Annotated in this window: 18 protein-coding genes and 5 pseudogenes; 20 read left to right on the top strand and 3 right to left on the bottom strand. The window is 69.8% G+C overall.

Annotated features, from left to right (window positions below; genetic code table 11):
• Positions 1-174 precede the first annotated feature (174 nt).
• Positions 175-929, top strand: a pseudogene (gene ppgK, locus BW737_RS14075) (polyphosphate--glucose phosphotransferase).
• Between the two features lie 54 nt (positions 930-983).
• On the top strand, positions 984-1,385 hold the full coding sequence (locus BW737_RS14070) for a NifB/NifX family molybdenum-iron cluster-binding protein (RefSeq protein ID WP_218961928.1): 402 nt from the start codon (positions 984-986) through the stop codon (positions 1,383-1,385).
• Positions 1,386-1,512: 127 nt separating this feature from the next.
• Here the strand turns inward: BW737_RS14070 and deoD are convergent, their stop codons facing one another.
• The gene (gene deoD / locus BW737_RS14065) at positions 1,513-2,229 is read right to left on the bottom strand and encodes a purine-nucleoside phosphorylase (RefSeq protein WP_086614462.1); all 717 of its coding nucleotides are present in this window, start codon (positions 2,227-2,229) and stop codon (positions 1,513-1,515) included.
• Positions 2,230-2,497: 268 nt separating this feature from the next.
• Here deoD and BW737_RS14060 point away from each other — a divergent pair, with 268 nt between their 5' ends.
• The 10 genes and pseudogenes from BW737_RS14060 (at position 2,498) to BW737_RS14025 (ending at position 12,253) form a co-directional block, all read left to right on the top strand.
• The gene (locus BW737_RS14060) at positions 2,498-4,075 is read left to right on the top strand and encodes a sodium-dependent transporter (protein ID WP_086614461.1); all 1,578 of its coding nucleotides are present in this window, start codon (positions 2,498-2,500) and stop codon (positions 4,073-4,075) included.
• A gap of 1 nt (position 4,076) precedes the next feature.
• Complete coding sequence (locus BW737_RS14055) at positions 4,077-4,250, top strand: methionine/alanine import family NSS transporter small subunit (RefSeq protein WP_086614460.1); 174 nt, start codon at positions 4,077-4,079, stop codon at positions 4,248-4,250.
• Positions 4,251-4,319: 69 nt separating this feature from the next.
• Positions 4,320-5,129, top strand: a complete 810-nt coding sequence (locus BW737_RS14050; protein WP_257210879.1) for an HAD-IIB family hydrolase — start codon at positions 4,320-4,322, stop codon at positions 5,127-5,129.
• A 5-nt stretch (positions 5,130-5,134) separates the two neighbouring features.
• The gene (locus BW737_RS18995) at positions 5,135-6,292 is read left to right on the top strand and encodes a hypothetical protein (RefSeq protein ID WP_257210878.1); all 1,158 of its coding nucleotides are present in this window, start codon (positions 5,135-5,137) and stop codon (positions 6,290-6,292) included.
• Positions 6,274-6,987, top strand: coding sequence for a metallophosphoesterase family protein (locus tag BW737_RS18990; protein WP_257210877.1), 714 nt, complete (start codon positions 6,274-6,276; stop codon positions 6,985-6,987). The genes BW737_RS18995 and BW737_RS18990 overlap by 19 nt, the downstream gene beginning before the upstream one ends.
• A 145-nt stretch (positions 6,988-7,132) precedes the next feature.
• Positions 7,133-7,333: a hypothetical protein gene (locus BW737_RS20105; RefSeq protein ID WP_420835760.1), complete on the top strand. Its 201-nt coding sequence runs from the start codon at positions 7,133-7,135 to the stop codon at positions 7,331-7,333.
• A complete protein-coding gene (locus BW737_RS14040) occupies positions 7,330-7,878 on the top strand; it encodes a vitamin K epoxide reductase family protein (protein ID WP_420835763.1) in 549 nt (182 codons plus the stop codon). Before BW737_RS20105 ends, BW737_RS14040 begins: the two co-directional genes overlap by 4 nt.
• A pseudogene (locus BW737_RS14035) lies at positions 7,857-8,445 on the top strand (metal-dependent transcriptional regulator); the annotation flags it as partial. The gene BW737_RS14040 and the pseudogene BW737_RS14035, both read left to right, overlap by 22 nt.
• A gap of 156 nt (positions 8,446-8,601) precedes the next feature.
• Entirely contained in the window at positions 8,602-9,093 is a 492-nt protein-coding gene (locus tag BW737_RS14030; RefSeq protein WP_086614458.1) for an HIT family protein, read from the top strand.
• 201 nt (positions 9,094-9,294) lie between these two features.
• Positions 9,295-12,253, top strand: a pseudogene (locus BW737_RS14025) (leucine--tRNA ligase).
• A gap of 30 nt (positions 12,254-12,283) precedes the next feature.
• Here BW737_RS14025 and BW737_RS14020 read toward each other — a convergent pair.
• Positions 12,284-13,081 carry a DUF1648 domain-containing protein gene (locus BW737_RS14020; RefSeq protein WP_180272233.1) on the bottom strand — a complete coding sequence of 266 codons (798 nt, stop codon included), beginning with the start codon at positions 13,079-13,081 and terminating at the stop codon, positions 12,284-12,286.
• A gap of 785 nt (positions 13,082-13,866) precedes the next feature.
• Positions 13,867-15,860: pseudogene (locus BW737_RS14010) on the bottom strand (helicase HerA-like domain-containing protein).
• A gap of 71 nt (positions 15,861-15,931) precedes the next feature.
• Between BW737_RS14010 and BW737_RS14005 the strand changes: the two are divergent.
• The 8 genes and pseudogenes from BW737_RS14005 (at position 15,932) to holA (ending at position 20,887) form a co-directional block, all read left to right on the top strand.
• A complete protein-coding gene (locus BW737_RS14005) occupies positions 15,932-16,345 on the top strand; it encodes an NUDIX domain-containing protein (protein WP_180272232.1) in 414 nt (137 codons plus the stop codon).
• Between the two features lie 63 nt (positions 16,346-16,408).
• Positions 16,409-16,909, top strand: coding sequence for a DegV family protein (locus BW737_RS19605; RefSeq protein ID WP_338063940.1), 501 nt, complete (start codon positions 16,409-16,411; stop codon positions 16,907-16,909).
• A gap of 32 nt (positions 16,910-16,941) precedes the next feature.
• On the top strand, positions 16,942-17,241 hold the full coding sequence (locus BW737_RS19600) for a hypothetical protein (RefSeq protein WP_338063939.1): 300 nt from the start codon (positions 16,942-16,944) through the stop codon (positions 17,239-17,241).
• Between the two features lie 103 nt (positions 17,242-17,344).
• The gene (locus BW737_RS18985; protein WP_257210875.1) at positions 17,345-17,500 is read left to right on the top strand and encodes a hypothetical protein; all 156 of its coding nucleotides are present in this window, start codon (positions 17,345-17,347) and stop codon (positions 17,498-17,500) included.
• A gap of 99 nt (positions 17,501-17,599) precedes the next feature.
• Complete coding sequence (locus BW737_RS13995) at positions 17,600-18,121, top strand: helix-hairpin-helix domain-containing protein (protein WP_257210874.1); 522 nt, start codon at positions 17,600-17,602, stop codon at positions 18,119-18,121.
• A complete protein-coding gene (locus BW737_RS18980; protein ID WP_257210873.1) occupies positions 18,118-19,188 on the top strand; it encodes a ComEC/Rec2 family competence protein in 1,071 nt (356 codons plus the stop codon). The genes BW737_RS13995 and BW737_RS18980 overlap by 4 nt, the downstream gene beginning before the upstream one ends.
• 14 nt (positions 19,189-19,202) lie before the next feature.
• Positions 19,203-19,841: a ComEC/Rec2 family competence protein gene (locus BW737_RS18975; RefSeq protein ID WP_257210872.1), complete on the top strand. Its 639-nt coding sequence runs from the start codon at positions 19,203-19,205 to the stop codon at positions 19,839-19,841.
• A 3-nt stretch (positions 19,842-19,844) separates the two neighbouring features.
• Positions 19,845-20,887 (top strand): annotated as a pseudogene (gene holA, locus BW737_RS13985) (DNA polymerase III subunit delta).
• The last annotated feature ends 46 nt before the right edge of the window (positions 20,888-20,933 follow it).

Below are 20,933 nucleotides of genomic sequence, written 5' to 3'. Positions count from 1 at the left end.
CAAGCCCCCCAGCGCCAATGGTACTGCCCCCGACAGGCGGGCGGGAGAGTAGGACACCGCCGACACACGCACCAACCCACACCCACAAACACAACCAACCAAACCCGCACCGGCGTCTGGTCGGCTCCGATATCCTCGCACTGCAGATGACAGGCGGGCTTGGAGGAGGCTGCGATGACTTCGGTTGCGTGCGGGATTGACATCGGCGGTTCGGGCATCAAGGCGCCCGTGTGGATCTTGATACCGGCGAGTTCATAGGTGACCGCATTCGGATCGAGACGCCGCAGCCTTCTACGCCCGACGCCGTCGCGGAGGTCTGCAAGCAGCTGCTCGACGGCTTGGGCATCAGCGCGCACGTACCCGTCGGCATCGCCTTCCCAGCGCCGATCGTGCACGGCGCTATTCCCTTCATCGCGAACCTGGATGACTCATGGGCGGGCATCAACCTGAATGAACTGATGCAGGCTCACCTCGGGCGACCGGTGACGGCGCTCAATGACGCAGATGCGGCCGGCCTGGCCGAGGTCGCCTTTGGCGCCGCCAAAGGGGTTGCCGGAACGGTCATCGTGACCACTCTCGGAACAGGTATAGGCTCCGCGATCATCGTCGACGGCACCCTGGTGCCTAACACGGAGCTCGGCCATCTCGAGATCGACGGTCACGACGCGGAGAAGCGCGCCTCCTCGGGACAGAGGGAGCTTCAGGACCTGTCGTGGAAGAAGTGGGCCAAACGGTTGCAGCGCTACTACTCGCACGTGGAGATGCTGTTCTCGCCGGACCTGTTCGTCGTGGGCGGGGGCGTATCAAAGAAGCACGAGAAGTTCCTGCCGCGGCTCGACCTGAAGACTCCCATCGTTCCCGCGCAGCTATTGAACACCGCGGGCATCGTCGGTGCCGCCTACCAGGCCTCGCGCGAACAACACGACTGAGCCAGCACACGCTGCCAAGACCCTCGTGCGGATCCGGGGGTTTACGCTGGCGTCATGAGTGATTCCTTCACCGAGCCGATGATCGGCCCTTCATCAACGGTCCTCGTCCCCGTCACGACGGATGGTCGCGTTGAGCCCCGCTTCGGTCGCGCGCCACGTGTCGCGGTGGCAAGCGTCTCGGACGGGGCGATCACTCGGTGGCAGGAGTTCCCTGTCGGCTGGGACGTCGCTCATGACGCCGGCACCGAAGGCTCACATCATGCCCGCATCGTCCGGTTCCTTAACGAACACCGGGTGGACACCATCGTTGCCGAGCATATGGGCGCAGGCATGCAGCGCGTGGTGGGACGTATGGGAATCCTCCTGCTGCCCACACCGGGCGGTAACGCCCGCGCAGCGGTGGTCACCGCGCTGGCCGCAGCCGCCGCAGGAGATGCCGGCGCGGATCCGCGCTAAACGGCTTGGTGCGCGACCAGTCGTACACATGCACAGCCGGCGGGCTGAGCACCCGAAACTGGCGCTCGGCCCGCCGCTGCTGCGCCGTCTCGGGCTGAGCACGAGCAAGCCCGACGACGGCGTGGAGTCAGCTCAGAGCGGCGGCAACCGCAAGTCGGAGCGAGTCCTGGAAACGAGTCTCCCGCTCGGCCGCCGTCATGTCACCGGAGTGGTCCAGCAGGTGGTCGGAGATGGTCAACACGGCCAACGCCTGCTTGCCGAACTCGGCCGCCACTGCGTACAGGGCGGCCGCCTCCATCTCGACGCATAGCGTTCCGTAGGCGGACAGGCGCTCCGTCTGGCCCTCGGGCGTGAAGTAGAAGTGATCGCGGGAGATGATCGTGCCAGCGTGCAGACGCTCGCCCATACCGGCCTCTAGGCCAGCGCGGTAGGCGGCCATGGCGAGGCGGAAGTCGGCGACGGCGGAGAAGTTCACGCCGGGGATGCGCAGTTGGTTCATTGCCGAGTCGGTGTGGGCCCCGGTTGCGATTACGACATCACCCACATGCACCTGCTTGCCGATGCCGCCGGCGGTGCCTACGCGAATGATGCGCTCAACCCCATACTGGCTGAACAGTTCAGTAGCGTAAATGGAGAAGGACGGCTGCCCCATGCCCGAACCCATCACCGACAGCGGCCTGCCGTCCACGGTGCCGGTGAAACCGAGCATACCGCGCACATCCGTCACCAGGCGGGCATCGTCCAGCAGTCCCTCCGCGATTCGCTGCGCACGGCGCGGATCTCCAGGCATCAGTACCGCAGGGGCGAAGTCGCCGGGTTCGGCGGCAATGTGAGGCGTGGCCATCGTTGTCCTTTCAGTTGTCAGTCCACGTCGCGCTGGCAGCAGCTCTGGCGGCGCCGAGCAGTACTGTGAGCACGACGCACCAGTCTCGCACACGCCGCGCAAGCTCGGGGCGGAGAGGCCTTGGCGGTGTCCCGCAGGACACTCCGTCCGGATGGCGGGACGTCATAGGCATGTGCTGCGTCTGCGACTATCGTCCTACCGATTCTAGGCCTGCGTCTTCAGCACAGGCGGCCGGCTTGCCGGCTTCCCACAACCCGGAAGGTTATTAATGCCATCCAGCCCCGGATCCTCAACCTCCGTACAGATGCCCCCACGCGAGCAGTGGAGTGGGCAGCTCGGATTCCTCATGGCCGCTATCGGATCCGCGATCGGTCTGGGCAACATCTGGCGTTTCCCTGGCACCGCCTACACCAACGGTGGCGGCGCGTTCATGATCCCCTACATCATTGCCCTGTTGTTCACTGGTCTGCCCGTGCTCTTTCTCGACTACGCGCTCGGACACCGCTTCCGCGGTTCTGCCCCGGCCGTGTTCCGCCGGGTATCCAAGCGGTTCGAATGGCTTGGCTGGTGGCAGGTGTTCATCTGCTTCATCATCATGACCTACTACGCCGTGATCGTCGCCTGGGCGCTGCGCTACACGGTGTTCTCCTTCACCAACGCCTGGGGAGACGATGCCGCCGGCTTCTTCAGCGACTACATCGGTCAGACCAGCCTGGCAGATCCCTCCACCCCGGCGTATTCACCGGTTCCGATCCTGGGGGTAGCCGTCCCACTGGCGCTGGTATGGGCCTTCGGTATTTATGTCGTGGCCCGCGGCGTATCTCGCGGTGTGGAGCGCGCCAACCGGGTCTTTCTGCCCGTCCTGGTGGTCATGTTCGTCATCCTGGTGATTCGGGCGATCTTGCTGCCCGGCGCCACCGACGGTCTGAACACGCTGTTCACCCCCGACTGGAGCCGGCTTACCGACTACACCGTGTGGGTGGCAGCCTTCGGACAGATCTTCTTCTCCCTGTCCATCGGCTTCGGCATCATGCTTACCTACGCCTCCTATCTCAAGCGCCGCTCCAACCTGGTGGGCACCGGCTTCACCGCTGCTTTCGCCAACTCCTCATTCGAGATCCTCGCCGGCATCGGCGTGTTCGCCACGCTGGGGTACATGGCCCATGTCGAAGGCGTATCGGTGGCCGACCTGGAGGGCATCCAGGGCGTTGGCCTCGCCTTCATCACCTTCCCGACCGTCATCTCCCAGATGCCTGGAGGCGCCCTGTTCGGCGTCCTGTTCTTCGCCTCCTTCTCAATGGCGGGTCTGACCTCCTTCATCTCCATCTTGCAGGTGGTCGCTCCGGCCATCGGCGAGAAGCTCGGGCTGACCAACGGCAAGGCCACGCTGGCGGCCGGCCTGCCCAGCGCCGCACTGTCATTCGTCCTGTTCAGCACCGGTTCGGGACTGTGGGACCTGGACATCGTCGACGCCTACATCAACTACATCGGCGTGGTCGGATCCGCCATCGTCATGTGCGTCGGCCTGGGTCTGGTGCTGCGCCGTCTGAAGGAGCTGCAGCGCCATCTCAACCTGGTCTCCGACACCCGAATCATTGGCGGCTGGTGGCGTGTGCTGGTGGCCGTCATTGCCCCCCTGCTGCTGGGCTACATGTTCGTCCAGAACGTCTGGTCCTACGCGACCAACGGTTATGACGCGTATTCCGCCGGCCTGCAGGGCGTATTCGGATGGGGCGTGATCTTCCTCGTCGTGGTTGCCACGATCGTGTTCACACGCATGCCGTGGCGCACGCCGGTCGATGACTACGCCCCCCTAAACCTGGACGTGCTCGAGGAGGTGAACTGAGATGACCGGACCGGCAATCGCCGTAATGCTCGTCGCCATCGTGATTATCTGGGGTGGTCTGGCAGTTTCCGTCACGGCCCTGGTTGTGCGCGGACGCCGCGAGGACGTCGAGGCCCGGGAGGCCGCTCTGGCTGCTGCCCACGAGCACCTCAAGCACCCGCAGGGCGAACGGTGAGGGTGCGAGGACACTCCGACACCCGGACCCGGTTTCGTAGCAGCGCAAACGTGCGCCACAATGCACCCCATGCCCTCAACTATGCTGCGGCCCGCCGCCGCTGACACATCCGCTGCGCCCCGGCTGGTCGCCTTCGACCTGGATGGGACTCTCGCCCCCTCCAAGTCGCCGATGCCCGAGCCGATGGCCGTCGCGCTGCGTGCCCTACTGGACGTCGTGCCCGTGTGCATCATCTCCGGTGGGCAGATCGGGCAGTTCCGTGCGCAGGTGCTCACCCGTCTGAATGCTAGCGACGACGAGCTCGGCCGGCTTCACCTCATGCCCACCTGCGGCACGCGCTACTACACCCATAACGACGGCGACTGGACACAGGTCTACGCCAATGACCTCACGCCCGCCCAGGTCGAGCAGGCCTGCGCCGTCGTTGAGGCGGAGGCCCGCCGCCTGGGGCTGTGGGAGGAGCACACCTGGGGGCCAGCCCTGGAGAATCGGGGCAGTCAGATCACCTTCTCCGCCTTGGGCCAGGAGGCGCCGTTGGACGCCAAACAGGCTTGGGACCCTACGGGGGAGAAGAAGGGACGTCTGCGCGACGCCGTCGCCGTACTGCTGCCGGACCTGGAGGTCCGTTCCGGCGGCTCTACCAGCGTGGACATCACCCGCAAGGGTATCGATAAGGCCTATGGCATGAACCGGCTCGCCGAGGTTACCGGCATTCCCCTGGAACAGATGCTGTTCGTGGGCGACCGGCTGGACCCGGAGGGCAACGACTACCCGGTCAAGGCGCTGGGCGTGCCGTGCCAGGCGGTTGACACCTGGGAGGACACGGCCGCTTTCGTCACGGACCTGGCCGCGCGCCTCGCGGCGGGGGAGCGGAGCTGACTAGCGTGCCGAAGGCTCAGCGGGTCACCCGCGACGCCCTCACCGGCGGGCTCGATCAGCTGCGCGCCGGTCTCCGCCGCTGGTGGCGCTCCCGCACGGTCCGGTTCCGCAGGGGCGTGCGCACGGCCGCGCTGCTGCTCCTGAGCGCCATGCTCTCACTGGTGATCGGGATATCCACTGCGACGGCGTCCTCGCCCCTGGGACCGCACGAGGCCGATTGGTCGGTCACCCTGGACTCCACCCTCACCGTCGACCTCGGCCCGCTCGGATCCGTCACCATGGACTCTCCGGCAGGCCTACTCGGGGTTGAGGTGGTCGTCGGGGAGATTCCCGGAGAGCCCGATCCCGACGCCGTCTCCGCCGACACCCTCGGCCAGGTGCTCAGCTCCGATGGGGCGGCATACGTAGCCCTGGTCGCTCACCCCGAGCTGACCATTGAGCGCGGCCTGCGGGCGCTGGCCGACGACGCCTTGCGGCGTGCCGGCCTGATCGAGTCGGTGCTGCTGAGTCTGGTGGCTCTCGGGCGCCTGGCCGGCCCGCGTCCGCCTCGTCGCAACCTCCGCCGTCTACCCCGCCACGCCAAGGTGCTGGCGTGCGCGTCCGTCGCCGCGGTTGCGATCGCCGTCGTCGTGCCGGCTGTACGCAGTGGCCCGCAGCCGGGCACCCGGCTGGAAGTGCTTGCGGGCACACCGGTTCAGAACGCGCGCCTGTCCGGGCGGGTCGCCGACATCGTGCAGGCATATGGTCCCCGCATTACCTCCTTCCTGGAGGAGAACACGGCCTTCTACACGGCTGCCGAGCAAAACCTGCGGGTCGCGTGGCGGGCCTCCGCCGCCGTTGATGGTGCGGTCGATGTCACCGCCGTCGACGGCGCGGTGGATGAGGACGCCGTAGCAGAGGCCTTTCAGACGGCCTCCGCCCGCGGCACCACGCCGATGGCGGTGTCCACTCCCGAGGTCGCGTCTCTGCCGACGGAAACCCCCGAAGCCGAGGCCACCGCGGCCCCCACCACCCCGGTCACCGGCAGCTGGGCGGTAAACCAAGAGGAGACCACCACCGCGGTGCTCTCCACCGATCTGCACTGCAACCTCGATGTCATCGCCTTCGCCGGCACGCTGGATGAGCTCGCCGGCGCGACATCCACATGGATGACGGGGACCTGACCATGACCGGCAGCCAGCCCGAGTCGATTTGCGTGGATGCTCTGTCCAACGCCGTCCCCGCTGGCGTCGCTCGGGTAGCAACGATCGGCAACCACGACTCCGAATCCACCGCCGAGCGGCTGCGTGCCCAGGGATGGACCGTCACGGACGGCACGGTGCAGGAGGTGGCCGGCTTGAGCGTGCTTGGCGACGTCGACCCCGATCGCACCTCCGCCAGCGGCACCGTTCCCCGCGGTGATGAGGATGCGACCGGGCTGGGTGCCCGCCTGGCCGAGGCCTCCTGCCAGGCGGAGCAGGCGGGCAACCGGGCCGACGTGGTGCTCATTCACCAGCCCTACACCTTCGGCCCGCTGATCGCGGACGGCTGCACCCCGCTGTTGCTCGCCGGTCATGTTCACCAGGAACGGGGGATGACCACTACCGACGGCGGGAACCTCGCCGTCGCCCAGCTGGTCTCCGGCGCCGGCAAGGGCGGCACCTCCATCGGTGAGGTCACCGACGACGCCTACCTGCACGTGCTGTCCTTCAACGTCGACGGCGACCTGCTCGCCTGGCGCACAGTCACCCTGCACCCGGATGCCTCGGTAACCGTGGGGGCCTGGGAGGCGGTGCCCGCCGCGCAGGAGGCCGAGGACCAGGATGTGCAGGCGACCGGCGACTCAGCCGATCAAAACGCGGGCGGTGCCGCCAACTAGGCCGCGTCTGCACAAGGTTCGGTCCCGCCGCCGGCCGGAGTGATCAACGCCGGCTCGTAGTGTCACGGCCGTGAGGCACAATGGGGGGCGTGCCCCGGAGACCGGGGTAGGCCCATACCCCGGGAGAGGCTGAGGAGATCCGGCGATGGCACACGTGCCCACACAGGCCGAGGTCGACGCGATGATCGACGCGATGAGCGAGGAGCAACTCGACGCCTATCTGGCCGGCGAATCCGGCCTCACGGACGGTGTGGCCGGCGCGACCCCGCCGGAGTCGTCCACAGACGGCACCGAGCTGATTCCACCGCCACCGGTGCTCCGCGCTCCTATGCCGCACTGCTCGTGATCGGCTCCCTGATCGGTATTGGCGCCTGCTGGGAACTGATCGCCAGCCAGATCAGCCAATTGCGCGAGCCCGACGCCGCCCTCGTCTGTGACGTCAGCCCCTTGGTCTCCTGCGGGGACTCCCTGAACGCGTGGCAGGGCAACCTACTGGGCGTGCCTAACTCCTTCGTCGGTGCCATGGCCTTCGCCCTGCTGACGCTGATTGGGATGTTGCTCGCCACCGGGGTACGACTGCCGCGTTGGGTGTGGTGGGGCCTGGTAGCGGGCACCGTCTGCGGCATCGGCTTCGTGGCCTGGTTTCTGACCGTATCGGTGCTCACCTTCGGCAAGCTTTGCCCATTCTGCACGTTGATCTGGCTGGTAACCATCCCGATCGCCACCAACACGTGGGGACGCGCCGCGGCCGGTGGGCACTTGGGCCTGCCGCGCGCCGCCTCCCGTCGGTTGCTGGCCGGACGCTGGTGGATCGCAGGGGCCATGTACGCCGTCATCGCTGTGATTGTGCTGGTGGCGTTCTGGGACGGCTGGGTGGCGATGCTCAGGTGACCTCGGCCGCTCAGACCCCTGCCGACAGCTCGGCCGTCACGCAGGACTACCTCAAGGCCGTGTGGGCGGCCAGTGAATGGGGCGGCAAGGGCGCCTCCATCACCGGCCTGGCCCGCCGCATGGGGGTGGCGCCGTCGACCGCCTCGGAGAATGTGGCCCGCCTGGTGGAGGCGGGGCTACTGGAGCACGCTCCCTACCGGGCGGTCACCCTGTCCGACCGCGGGCGGCGTCTGGCGCAGGGGATGGTGCGCCGGCATCGGTTGCTGGAGACCTATCTGGTGGCGGCGCTCGGCTTCGGGTGGGATGAGGTCCACGGCGAGGCGGAGGTGCTTGAGCACGCCGTCTCCGACCGGCTGCTTTCCGCCCTTGACGCCGCCCTGGGCCACCCGGACCGGGACCCGCATGGCGACCCCATCCCGGCGGCGGACGGCAGCGTCGTCTTTCCCGCCCTGTGCGCCCTGGAAACACTGCGGATCGGGCAGTCCGGAGTGGTAGGCCGCATCCGCGACGACTCGACTCTCCTCAAGCGGCTGGCTCGCGCGGGCATCGGGCTGGACACTCGTATCGTCGTCGTCGGGCGCGACGCCTCCGACGGTGGCCGGCCCACCAGCAGCGTGCGTGCCGTGCAGCCCGTGGTCGACCCGGCGGGGGAGGGACAGGACGCCGTCGTTCCGGCAGGGAGTTTGTGGGTGCTGGCGCGCCCGGAGTCGGCAGACAAGCAGCATGATCATCTACGCTGGGGCTGTGACCGACACAACCAGCCCCGCACCATCCGTGTTCACCAAGATCATCAACGGCGAGATCCCTGGACGCTTCGTTTGGGCCGACGAACTCTGCGTCGCCTTCGCTACCATCGCCCCGCATACCGACGGGCACGTCCTGGTTGTACCCCGGCAGCAGGTTGCCTCCTACGTGGATGCCTCGGACGAACTCGTCGCCCACCTCGCCGTCGTCGCCAAGCGCATCGGCCGCACCCAGACGCGCGTTTTCGGTACTGCGCGCGCCGGCGTCATGGTGGTCGGCTACGAGATCGACCACCTGCATCTGCATGTGCTGCCCATCCGCGGCGAGGCGGATGTAGCGCCCGCAGCTGCGCGCCACGACGTGCCCGACGCCGAACTCGATGCCGCCATGGAGCGCCTGCGTGCCGGCCTGCGCGAGGACGGCTGGGGCGAGAACGTGCCGGCTTCCCTGGGCTCCCCGGCCCTCACCTGAGACCGGTTCCGCCCCGCGCACGCGCCTGCCGGGCGTTCCACGTGACCGGCGTCGCGCCTCCACCAGTCGGACCGACGCCGGCACCAGGCCGGGCGGGGGATAGGCTGACCCGCAGCAACGGGGCCGTGCGCCGTTCGGCCTACCTGCCGACGGCACCGCGGCCCCGCCCCATTCACACGAGCTAAAGGGAGCGCCCCCGCGATGACGGAGAACAGTCGGGCCCAGCAGACCGCCGAGCAGAACGCCACGCCCTACCGGTACACGGCCGCCCTGGCCGGACGCCTGGAGACCGCCTGGCAGGACCGGTGGGAGAAGGAGGGCACCTTCCACGCCGACAACCCCGCCGGCGCGCTGGCCGGACCCGACGCCGCCAAGGAGAAGTTCTTCCTGCTGGACATGTTCCCCTACCCCTCCGGCAAGGGCCTGCATGTGGGCCACCCGCTGGGCTATATCGCCACCGACGTCATCGCCCGCTTTACCCGCATGACGGGCAAGAATGTCCTGTACACCATGGGGTACGACGCCTTTGGCCTGCCGGCCGAACAGTACGCGGTCCAAACCGGGCAGCACCCGCGCATCTCCACCGAGCCAACATCGCCAACATGCGCCGTCAGCTGCGGCGGCTCGGCCTGTCCCACGACTCGCGCCGTTCGCTGGCCACCATCGACGTGGACTACGTGCGTTGGACCCAGTGGATCTTCCTGCAGGTGTTCAACTCCTGGTTCGACCCCGACGCCCCCCGCCGCGACGGCCGCGGCACCGGCGCCGCCCGCCCCGTCAGCGAGCTGGTCGACAAGCTCGCCGCCGGGCAGGTGTCCACCCCGGACGGGCGCCCCTGGTCGGAATTGACTGCAGGGGAACAGGCCGACGTCGTCGACTCTCACCGGCTCGCGTACGTCTCCTCCGCCCCGGTCAATTGGTGTCCGGGGCTCGGCACCGTCCTGGCCAACGAGGAGGTCACCAGCGAGGGCCGCTCCGAGCGCGGCAACTACCCCGTGTTCAAGCGGAACCTGCGCCAATGGATGATGCGCATCACCGCTTACGGCGACCGGCTGGCCGAGGACCTGGACACCGTGGACTGGCCCGAGAAGGTCAAGACCATGCAGCGCAACTGGATCGGTCGTTCCGAGGGCGCCGAGGTCACCTTCGCCCTGCCCGGGGCGGACGCCGTCGGCGCCGCCCAGAACGAGCTGACCGTATACACGACCCGGCCCGACACCCTGTTCGGCGCCACCTTCATGGTGGTGGCTCCCGAGCACCCGCTGCTGGGCGGCCTGTCGGGGGCCCCGAGGAGCAGGACGCCGCCGCTCTGACCGTGCCGCAGTCCTGGCCCGAGGGAACCCGCGAGGCTTGGACCGGCGGTTACGCCACCCCGGCCGAGGCAGTGGCTGCCTACCGGGCCCGCGCCGCCAAGGCCACCGAGGCCGAGCGCACCGACGAGGAGCGCACCAAGACCGGCGTGTTCACCGGCCTGTATGGCACCAACCCGGTCAACGGCAAGCAGGTGCCCGTATTCGTCGCCGATTACGTACTGATGGGCTACGGCACCGGCGCATCATGGCCGTCCCCTCCGGTGACCAGCGTGACTGGGACTTCGCCCGCGCCTACGACCTGGACGTCATCGCCACCATCGCCCCGCCGGAGGGGTTCTCCCTAGACGAGGCCGCCTGGACCGGGGACGGAGAGATCATCAACTCCGCCAACGCCGAGATTGACTTGAACGGCATGGGTAAGGACGAGGCCAAGGCCACCATGACCGTCTGGCTGGAGGAAAAGGGCTACGGTCGTGGCGCCGTCACCTACCGCCTGCGCGACTGGCTGTTCTCCCGCCAGCGCTACTGGGGCGAGCCCTTCCCGATCGTCTGGGACGAGGACGGTCGCCCCCACGCCCTGCCCGAGTCCATGCTCCCGGTGGAGCTGCCGGAGGTCAGCGACTACTCCCCGCGCACCTTTGACCCCGACGACGCCGCCTCCTCCCCGGAGGCGCCGCTGGGTAAGGCGACTGAGTGGGTGGAGGTCGAGCTGGACCTCGGTGACGGTAAGCGCAAGTACCGGCGCGAGACCAACACCATGCCCCAGTGGGCCGGCTCCTGCTGGTACGAGTTGCGCTACATCGACCCCACCGACGCCGAGCACATGGTCGACCCGGCCAACGAGGCCTACTGGATGGGGCCGCGTCCCGAGGCCGGCAACACCTCCGGCGGCACCGACCTGTACGTCGGCGGTGTCGAGCACGCCGTCCTGCACCTGCTCTACTCCCGCTTCTGGCACAAGGTGCTCTTCGACCTGGGGGTCGTATCCTCCTCCGAGCCCTACCACCGGCTGTTCAACCAGGCTACGTGCAGGCCTACGCCTACACCGATGCCCGCGGGCAGTACGTGCCGGCCGACGAGGTGGAGGAGACCCAGGACGAGGACGGCAAGCCTGTCTTCACCTGGCAGGGGCAGCCCGTTAACCGCGAGTACGGCAAGATGGGCAAGTCCCTGAAGAACATCGTCACCCCGGATGAGATGTACGACGCCTACGGCGCCGACACCTTCCGAGTCTACGAGATGAGCATGGGGCCGCTCGACCAGGACCGCCCCTGGGACACCCGCGCCGTCGCCGGCGCCCAGCGCTTCCTGCAGCGGCTGTGGCGTAACGTCGTCGACGAGGCCACCGGGGAGGTGACGGTTGCCGACGCCCCCGCCGACGAGACCACCCGCCGCCTGGTGGCCCGCACCATTGTGGGCGTGCGCGAGGACTACGAGGGTCTGCGCCTGAACACGGCGATCGCCAAGCTGATCGTGCTCAACAACCACCTCACCGGCTTGAAGACCGTGCCGCGCGAGGCGGTGGAGGCCCTGGCCTGATGGCCGCGCCCGTGGCCCCGCACATCTGCGAGGAGATCTGGCAGCGCCTCGGACACGAGCGCTCGCTCGCCCACGAGCCCTTCCCGGTGGTTGCCGACGAGGCGCTCCTGGCGGCCGAGAAGGTCACCTGCGTGGTGCAGGTCAAGGGCAAGGTCCGCGACCGCCTGGAGGTCGACCCCGACATCGACGCCGCCGAGCTGGAGAAGCTGGCCCTGGCCGCCTCCGGCGTGGTCCGCGCGCTGGACGGCCGCGGCGTGCGCAAGGTGATCGTGCGCGCCCCCAAGCTGGTGTCCGTCGTCCCCGAGTGAGGGGCGGGGCGCCGTCGGGAGCGTGCCCGGTCACGCCACGATGCACACGCCGATGGCGACTATCAGGCCGATCAGGATGAACACTGCGAGCGCCCGTCCCACCGGGTGCCCGTAGTTCAGATCGACGCCGACGCCGGCGCGTTTGGGCACCAGCAGCGAGGGGTCCGCACGGTTGATGTAGAACAACCCGCCGAGCCAGAGCGCATCGTCGTCGGGGGAGTCGGCGTCGATTGGTGTGAGCCTGCGCGTGAATCGTCGGGACAGTCGGATCAGATCGGCGATTATCCACAGGATTAGCAGGCAGGTGACCGCCACCGTGACAGCCAGCCACCAGCGCGCGGCGGTCGGCGGTTTCATAAGTGGTAGCACCAGGATGCCGGCGAAGGATGCGCTGGTGGCGAGGGCGAGAGGGCCCATCGCCCGGGTGATTAGGAGTGCCTGGGTTGTGGTGAGACGGCGCGCCCTGCCCCGGTCGCCGTCGACGGGGGTGGTCCGCAGCAACCTGCGGTGGATGATTCTGGCGCACAGGGCCACTAGGACGATCAGCCCGAGCCCGATGACCGCAGGCAGCAGGACCTGCAGGGGGCTGCGCCGTGCCCAGCCGTCGACGGTGCCGTCGGCCCCCCAATGGATCGGCAGCGGGTCGGGAAGCGCGTCGTAGCGCAGCAGTACGAAGACCGCGGCGACCAACAGCAAGAGCACCGAGACGACGTACCAGGCCACGCTGTTGGCGGGTTCCTCGGTGGCAGCGATCGTGGCCAGCTTCCGCACCCGCTTACCCTCGTACCAGCCCTCCTGCCGTTTGACCTCAATGATGGGCAGACGCACGACCGTCCAGGACGCAAATGCTGTACCAACTGCGCCAACATGACGATCCCGGGTAGACCCGGGCGGCTGGCGGAGACGCCGCTCGAATGCAGCAGCGCAATCGCCGCCACCGCGACGGCGGCACCTACCAGGCAGCATCTGTGCCAGGAGCGAATGGCGCGGCGCACGACCGGGTCGCGGACGCGGTCTGCGGGGACGGAAACGCCCAGCGGAACCGTGTCCCGGGAGATGGACGGAGTCGCCCAGAGCGCCAGGCCCAGCACGACGGTCATCAAGATCATGATGACGGTGTAAGCCAGCATTACCGCTCGCTCCCCACGGGTGAGAGCGTGTCGAGCTGGTGGGCTGCGGCGGCGAGAATCCGCTGCTCGGTCATACCGTGTGCGCGAGCTTCGGCCAGCAGCGTGCGCAGACGCGACTGCCAAGTCGCGGCCTCGTTCCAGTCGCCGGCAGGGGCGATGACAGTGCCGGACTTGGCGCTGGTGACGACCAGGGCCTCGGCACGCAGAAGATCGTATGCCTTGGAGACAGTGGCGGGGTTTATGGCGAATGCGACGCGAGCGCGCGCACGGAGGGCAGCCGCTGCCCGGATCTCAGCTCGCCGCGCGCAATTCCTTCCACGGTCCGGTCACGGATCTGTTGGTAGATCGGAGTGGGGGATAGGGGATCGATTTCAAGGTCCATGCTGCGAACTCTCAAGAGGGTGAGGACAAACCGTCTGTACTGCTAATACTAGTACAGATGGTGCAGATGGGGTAGGCGCGTCGACGTATTACGTGCCAGAGTCAGCGGCCGCGCAGGATGTTGCCGAGGATGGAGCGGGTGATCTGGCGGCCGGCGCTGCCGATCAGCTTCTCCACCTCGCGCTGGCGCCGCTCGGCCGCTCGTTCCCGGGCCCGCTGCTCGCGCTCGGCCGCCTTCTCTGCCTCCCGCTGCAGCCGATCCGCCCGGCGCTGCGCCTCCTTGGCGGCCGCGGCCTCGGCTTTCGCCTGTGCCTTGGCGGCCTCCTGCGCGGCCTTCTCCGCTGCCGCCTTGGCCTCGGCCTGGGCGCGAGCCGCCTCCTGCCGGGCGGCCTCGTCTTCGGCGCGCCTGGCCAGTAGCTCGTAGGCGGACTCGTTGTCCACCGCGGTGGCGTACTTGGGGATGAGGGCGGAGGCGGATAGCAGCGACTGGATGGTGACGGGTTGCGCCGGACCCATCACCGCCGCCGGGGTGTCCACGACGACGGGCGCGACCGGCGCCGGCCGCCCCTTCTCGTCCAGTACCGACACCACCGCCTGTCCGGTGCCCAGACTGGTTAGTACTCGAGTCAGATCCAGTGGCGAGACCGGGAAGGTGGCCACGGCCTGCTTCAGCTTGGCGGCGTCGGCCGGCGTGTGCGCGCGCAGTGCGTGCTGAATACGGCTGCCCAACTGGGCCAGCACGGCCTCGGGCACATCCGTGGGGGACTGGGTGATGAACACGATCCCGACGCCCTTGGAGCGGATGAGCCGCACAGTGCGGGTGACCGCCTCCAGGAAGGCGCTGGACGCGCCGTCGAACAGCAGGTGCGCCTCGTCGAAGAAGAACACCAGCTTCGGCTGGTCCGGGTCACCGACCTCCGGCAGCACCTCGAACAGCTCGCCCAGCAGCCACATCAGGAAGGTGGAGAACAACCGCCCCTGAGACTGGATGTCCGCCAGTTCCAGGGAGGAGATTATGCCCCGCCCGTCGGCGGCGGTGCGCAGCAGGTCGCGCACATCCAGGGCCGGCTCTCCGAAGAAGACCGACCCCCCTGCGGCCTCCAGGGCGGAGACCTGCCGCAGGATCACCCCGGCCGTCGCGGCGGAGACCCCGCCGATGCCCCGCAGCCCCTGCTTGCCCTGCTCCGTGGCGGTCAGATAGTCGACCACGCTGCGCAGGTCCTTGAGGTCGATCAGCGCCAGCCCCTGAGCATCTGCCAGTGGAAGACGAGCTCCAATGCGGAGGTCTGAGTGTCGTTCAGGCCCAGGACGCGGGAGAGCAGCACCGGTCCGAAGGCCGTCACCGTGGTGCGGATCGGAACGCCCGCCACGGCCGAGGCGTCGGCGGGATGGTCGGCAGCGGTGCCCGCGTCTCCGAGCGTGAAAAGCTCCAGCGGGAAGGACCGCCCCTCCCAGGCCTGGCCGGTGGAGGCGTTGCGCGCCGCAAGCTTGTCGGAGGTGACGCCGGCCTCCGCCAGTCCCGTCAGGTCCCCTTTGACATCGGACAGGAACACCGGCACGCCGGCGGCGGACAGCCCCTCCGCGAGCAGCTGGAGCGTGCGGGTCTTGCCCGTGCCGGTGGCGCCGGCAACCAGGGCGTGACGGTTGAGCAACCCGAGCGGAATCCCCACACGCACGCCGGGCACCGGGGCTGGCTCCGGTGCCATCTCTTTCGAATCTGGACGGTCATCGGTCGGGTAGTCCAGGTAGGTGCCCACGGGCAGCACGGGGCCGGAGAAGGCGTAGCCGTCGCGCACGCGGGCGGCGTGCGCGGATACGGCTTCCGATTCCGTTGCCGGGGCATCCGGCGGCGCCGGTGCATCGGGAGCCGGCGGCTCCGTGACAGGCGGTTCCGCCGCACTGGACGATGACTCCTGCGGCTGAGTCGGAGCGTCCGCCATTGGAGGTGAGGACTCGGCGCCGGTCTGGGCGGCCAGCGCCGCCTCCAGAGCGGCCTGGGCGGCGGCCGCCTTCGCCGCGGCGGCCTCCGCGGCCGCCTGTGCCGCCTCGGCCTTGAGGCGGGCGATCTCGGCGGGGTCCGGTGTGTTGCTCGTCATGCCCGCATCGTATGCGGCCGTGTGTTATCGATGCGAGGTCGGTTGCTGCCGCGCATGACACGATGGTTGGCATGAGTCAATGTCACTTCGGTGTCTACGCCCGCATTGTCGAGGACGCTCGCATGCTCTGTGTCCGCAAGACGCGCGGACCTTACACGGGGCTATTGGACCTGCCGGGCGGAAGACCTGAGCCGGGCGAGTACTGGGAGGAGACGCTGTTGCGTGAGCTGACTGAAGAACTGGGGGTCTCGTCCTTCACGGCGAAGGGACTGCGACGCGTGGAAGTGCACGTGACCGAGGACTCACGCGGCAACCCGATTGACTTCCACCACTACGGGGTGGTGGCGGATGTAGCGCTGGCGGACGAGCTGCCGCCGCTGGTCCCGGCGTCGTCCGACACCGGCGGCTGCCAGTGGCATCGACTCGATGATCTCTCGGGCCTGAGCGCGCTCGCCCTCGCTGCGGCCAGGCCGCTCCGGACCTGACACGCGCAGCAGCGGCCTCCGCCGGTCACCGGGGTGTCGGCGCCGGGGGCATACGCTTCGAGCATGTCGCTCACGGTGGTCACCGACTCGGCAGCCTGCCTGCCCCCCGCGCTCGCGGAGGCGCACGGCATCGTCGTCGTCCCCCTGCACACCGTAGACGCGGATGATGACGCGCCGACGACGACGGCGCGCCCGTCGGTCGCCGAACTCACCGACGCCTACCGTCTGGCCGCGCAGCACGGCGACGAGGTGCTCGCGCTGCACGTCACCGCCTCCCTGTCGGGCACGGTAGAAAACGCCCGGCTGGCGGCGCGCGAACTGGCCGCTCAAGGGGGGACGGTCACGGTGCTGGACTCCGGGGCCTCCGGCGGGGCCCTGGGACTGGCCGCCCTGGCCGCCGCCGAGGCCGACGACGTCCGCCGCGGCGCTGCCCGCGCCCGCGAGTCCGTAGCGCGCTCCCGCCTGTTCTTTCTGGTCCAAGACCTGTCCCACCTGCGCCGCGGCGGCAGGATCGACCGGGCCACCGCCTTCGCCGGCGGAGCCTGGGCGTACGTCCCATCCTGACCACCGGACCGGAGGGAATCGGCGTCGTCGAGATGGTACGCGGGGCCGCTCGCGCCCGCCGACACCTGATTGCGCAGGCGGTGCGCGCGGCCGGCGGAACCGCCCTGACCGGCCCGCGACCACCCGCCGCACCCGTACGACTGGCCGTGCACTACGGCGACGACCCGGCCGACGGGCGCGCCCTGGAGAACGACCTGGCCGACGCCATGGTGGAGGCCGGAGCCGTCGTCGAGTCCATCATGCGTTCGCCTGCCGACCCGGCCAGCCGCGTCCATCTGGGACCGGGCGCCCTGGGCATCGTCGTCGCCCCACACCTGGACCCGCCGCGCTAGGCCACGGCCCGCCGCCGTCCACAGGCACCGTTCGCCGCACCCGCCGCCGACACCGTCCACAGGCCCCGAGACGGGCCGGCCCCGTTCGCCCTACCGTCGGCGTATGAGTGGCAAACGGGTGGCGGAGCGGGTGGGCAAGCGCCCCCTGGCGGACTTCGTCCGCATCGCCTGTTCCACCGATCCGATCGAGCCGGTGCGACGCCCGCGCCGACTCGCTCTCGCCCCCAGGGCCGCCATCACCATCGGCGTCGCCTGGTGACACTGGCACTTGCCCTCGCCCTGCGCACCGTGCTGGTCGCGCCCACGCCCCAGGCCAGCGGCACCGACGCCGGCACGGCTTCGCCTGCCCCCCGCGACGGTGTCGGTCCCCGACCCGCTGGGGACCGCCGCGCCCACCGGTGAGGCGGACGGGGAGGTGGTGGTGCACGTCGCCGGCGCCGTCACCAGCCCCGGCGTGGTGGTGCTGCCGGCGGGGGCGCGCGTTGTCGACGCCATCACCGCCGCTGGCGGCGCCCTACCCGACGCGGACACCGACCAGCTAAACCTCGCCCGCGTCCTGTCCGACGGCGAACAGGTGCGCGTGCCACACCAGGGGGAGGACGCCTCCAGCTGGAACCCGGACGATGGTACGGAGCCGGCGGGTGCGAGTACCGCCGCGGGCAGCGGCGGGACCGGAATCTCCACCGATGGCCATATCAACATCAACACCGCCACCGCCGCCGAGCTGGAGGGACTGACGGGCATCGGGCCCACGCTGGCACAGCGTATCGTCGACTACCGCACCGAGCACGGCCCCTTCTCCTCCATCGAGGACTTGACGGCCGTTTCCGGCATCGGTGCGGCCAAGCTCGAGTCCCTCCGGGACGAGGCAACCGTATGACGCCCAACGGCAGCGCCACGCCCTCCGGTCCGCGCCGGTACCGCCAGTACCGCAGCACGACTGCCCCCTGGGACGACACCGCCACCCTGCGCCGCCTGTCCCCGCGCCGTCGTGCCCGTCACGCAGTAAGTGAGAGCGCCCCGCCACCGCTGGATCTGCGCCTGGCCCCGGCCGCAGTCGGCGCCTGGGCGGCCGCCTTCTGGGCGGTCGGTCTTCACGGAGAACGCCCCTGGCTTCCTCCGACCCTGGGCGCGGTCGGCGCCGCGGCAGCGGCGATCCCACTGGCCATAGCCGCTGCCCGCTTCCGCCCGCCCCGTCACCGCCGCGACCCCCGGCCCGGCGCGGACGTTCCCGATGGCTCCGCGATCGGATCGGTGGCGGCTTCGCTGCTGGTCCTGGCGTTGGCTGCGGCAGCGGTGCTCACGGCCACTGCGGCCGGCTCCTGGGCCCGTGATCGTGATCCGCTCACCCGCGCCGCTGCGCAGGAGCGCATCGTCACTTTGACCGGCACCGTCACTCGCACGCCGCGCGCCACCGCATCCGCACGCTGGACGACCGTCCTGACCGCCGTTGCCGTGGACACCGTCGACGGCGTCCCCTCGCGCCTGTCCGCGACCGTGCTGGGCGACGCGGACTGGCTGGAGATCCCCATGGGAACGCCCGTGCGCGTGCAGGCGCGGTTGCGCCCCGCGGACCCCGGCAGTGCTGAGGCTGCCATCATCGGCGCCAACGCCGCCGTGGACGTGATCGGCCCCGCCACCGGAGTGCTCGGCACCGTTGCCTCCTTACGTGACGGGCTCATAGCCGCCGTCGGGCCGGAGCCCACCACGGCGGGCTCCCGGGGCGGGACCCGGATGACCTGGCCGACCGGAGCCCGCGCTCTCGTCCCCGGCGTCGCTCTCGGCGACGACCACGCCCTGCCCACCCAGGTGCGCGAGGACATGCGCACCGTATCCATGACTCACTTGACGGCGGTCTCCGGGGAGCACGTCGCCATAATCATGGGCCTGGTCCTGGCCGGGCTGGGCGTCCTGCCCCGGTGGGCGCGTGCCGGCGTCGGTGCCTGATCCTGGCCGGGCTCGTGGTACTGGTGCGCCCGGACGGGTCCGTGCTGCGGGCCGCCGCCATGGGCGCGGTTATGCTACTGGGCGTGGCCGCGGGAAGACGCTCCGCGTCCCTGCCCGCCCTATGCGTAGGCGTGATCGTCTTGCTGCTTCTCGACCCCTGGCAGTCCCGCGACTACGGCTTCGCCTTGTCCGTGCTGGCCACCGCCGGCATCCTGCTCGGCGCCGCCCCGCTGACCGCCGCGCTGTCCCGGCGCCTGCCCCGCCCGCTTGCCGCGGGGGTGGCCCTGCCACTGGTCGCCCAGCTGGCCTGCGCCCCGGTGCTGGTGCTGCTGCAACCGGTAGTCGGAATCTGGTCGGTAGCGGCTAACGTGGTTGCGGCTCCGCCCGTGCCTGTGGCCACCGTCTGCGGCATCCTCGCCACCCTGGTGGCGCCGCTGTGGCCGCAGGCTGCGGCCGTCATTGCCTGGCCAGCGACGGCGTCGTGCGCCTGGCTGGCGCTGGTGGCCCGCGCCTTCGCCCGCCTTCCGGGCGCGGCGCTTGCCTGGCCGGGACAGCTGGGTGGGGCACTGCTCCTGGCGGCCGGCGAGGCGGCGGTCATCGGTCTGCTGTACTGGCGTCGTCGGCGCCGCCCGCCCGGGCGTGGCAGGCTATGAGCCATGGCAACCTCCCGACCCGCCCGCGGCGCCCGCGGCGCCCGGCGCGCCCCCGCCGGACCCGCCTGGGACGAGGTGAATCTCGCTCCGATCGTACTGATCCGGGCGGGGGAGGAGCTGCTCGCCGACCGGGCCGTTTCCCGGCTCTTGGCCCAGGCGCGTCAGCAGGATCCGGCCACCGAAGTCACCACCATCGAGGCTGCAACCTACGAGTCGCATCAGCTGGACACGCTGGTGTCCCCGTCCCTGTTCGGCGAGCCCAAGCTCGTGCTCATTCCCGCCCTGGAGCAGATGACCGACGCGCTGCTGACCGACCTGCTCGCCTACGTCGCCGCGCCTGCCCCGGACGTAGCCGTCATCCTGCGGCACAACGGGGGACAGCGCGGCAAGCGGCTCCTGGACGCGCTCGCCAAGTCCCCCTACCCGGTGTGCACCATCCAGGCCGTTAAGTCCCCCAAGGACAAGGCGCCCTGGTCGCCGCAGACGTGCGCAGGGCCGGACGCCGCATGGAGCCCGACGCCGTCGGCGCGCTCGTAGACGCGCTGGGAACCGACCTGCGGGAGCTGTGCTCCGCCGCCGAGCAGCTCATCGCCGATACCCAGGGCACCATCACCGTCGGCACCGTCAACACCTACTACGCGGGTCGCTTCGAGGCCACCGGTTTCACCGTCGCGGACGCCGCCGCGGCCGGGAACGTCGCCAAGGCCGTCACCGCCCTGCGGCATGCGCTCGCCACCGGCACCGACCCGGTGCCTATCGTCGCCGCCCTGGCCATGAAGATCCGCCAACTGGCCCGGGTCGCCGCCATGGGCGGCCGCAGGGGACTGACCGCCCGCGACCTGGGCATGGCGCCATGGCAGGCCGAGCGCGCCCGCCGCGAGTTGTCCGGCTGGTCCGACGACGCCCTGGCCGTGGCGATCCAGGCGGTGGCCCGCGCCGACGCCGAGGTCAAGGGCGCCGCGCGCGACCCCGTATACGCCGTCGAGCGCGCGGTGATCACCATTTGCGACGCCCGCCGCGGGCGATTGCCCAAGCAGTCCTCCTAGGCTTGGGCCCGCTCCCGGGGCGTGGGGGTCGGTGCGGGCTGCCCGG

Source organism: Actinomyces ruminis (assembly GCF_002154335.2).
Taxonomy (GTDB): Bacteria; Actinomycetota; Actinomycetes; order Actinomycetales; family Actinomycetaceae; genus Actinomyces; species Actinomyces ruminis.
This window is presented reverse-complemented; position numbering and strand designations above follow the sequence as displayed.

What these genes read in the sequence shown, in the direction of transcription:
- BW737_RS14070 (WP_218961928.1), top strand. Translation starts at nt 984, where the DNA reads ATGAGTGATTCCTTCACCGAGCCGATGATCGGCCCTTCATCAACGGTC.
- BW737_RS14055 (WP_086614460.1), top strand. Translation starts at nt 4,077, where the DNA reads ATGACCGGACCGGCAATCGCCGTAATGCTCGTCGCCATCGTGATTATC.
- BW737_RS18990 (WP_257210877.1), top strand. Translation starts at nt 6,274, where the DNA reads ATGGATGACGGGGACCTGACCATGACCGGCAGCCAGCCCGAGTCGATT.
- BW737_RS18980 (WP_257210873.1), top strand. Translation starts at nt 18,118, where the DNA reads ATGACGCCCAACGGCAGCGCCACGCCCTCCGGTCCGCGCCGGTACCGC.
- BW737_RS19600 (WP_338063939.1), top strand. Translation starts at nt 16,942, where the DNA reads ATGGTACGCGGGGCCGCTCGCGCCCGCCGACACCTGATTGCGCAGGCG.
- BW737_RS19605 (WP_338063940.1), top strand. Translation starts at nt 16,409, where the DNA reads ATGTCGCTCACGGTGGTCACCGACTCGGCAGCCTGCCTGCCCCCCGCG.
- deoD (WP_086614462.1), bottom strand. Translation starts at nt 2,229, where the DNA reads ATGGCCACGCCTCACATTGCCGCCGAACCCGGCGACTTCGCCCCTGCG.
- BW737_RS14030 (WP_086614458.1), top strand. Translation starts at nt 8,602, where the DNA reads ATGATCATCTACGCTGGGGCTGTGACCGACACAACCAGCCCCGCACCA.
- BW737_RS14050 (WP_257210879.1), top strand. Translation starts at nt 4,320, where the DNA reads ATGCCCTCAACTATGCTGCGGCCCGCCGCCGCTGACACATCCGCTGCG.
- BW737_RS14005 (WP_180272232.1), top strand. Translation starts at nt 15,932, where the DNA reads ATGAGTCAATGTCACTTCGGTGTCTACGCCCGCATTGTCGAGGACGCT.
- BW737_RS18985 (WP_257210875.1), top strand. Translation starts at nt 17,345, where the DNA reads ATGAGTGGCAAACGGGTGGCGGAGCGGGTGGGCAAGCGCCCCCTGGCG.
- BW737_RS14060 (WP_086614461.1), top strand. Translation starts at nt 2,498, where the DNA reads ATGCCATCCAGCCCCGGATCCTCAACCTCCGTACAGATGCCCCCACGC.
- BW737_RS20105 (WP_420835760.1), top strand. Translation starts at nt 7,133, where the DNA reads ATGGCACACGTGCCCACACAGGCCGAGGTCGACGCGATGATCGACGCG.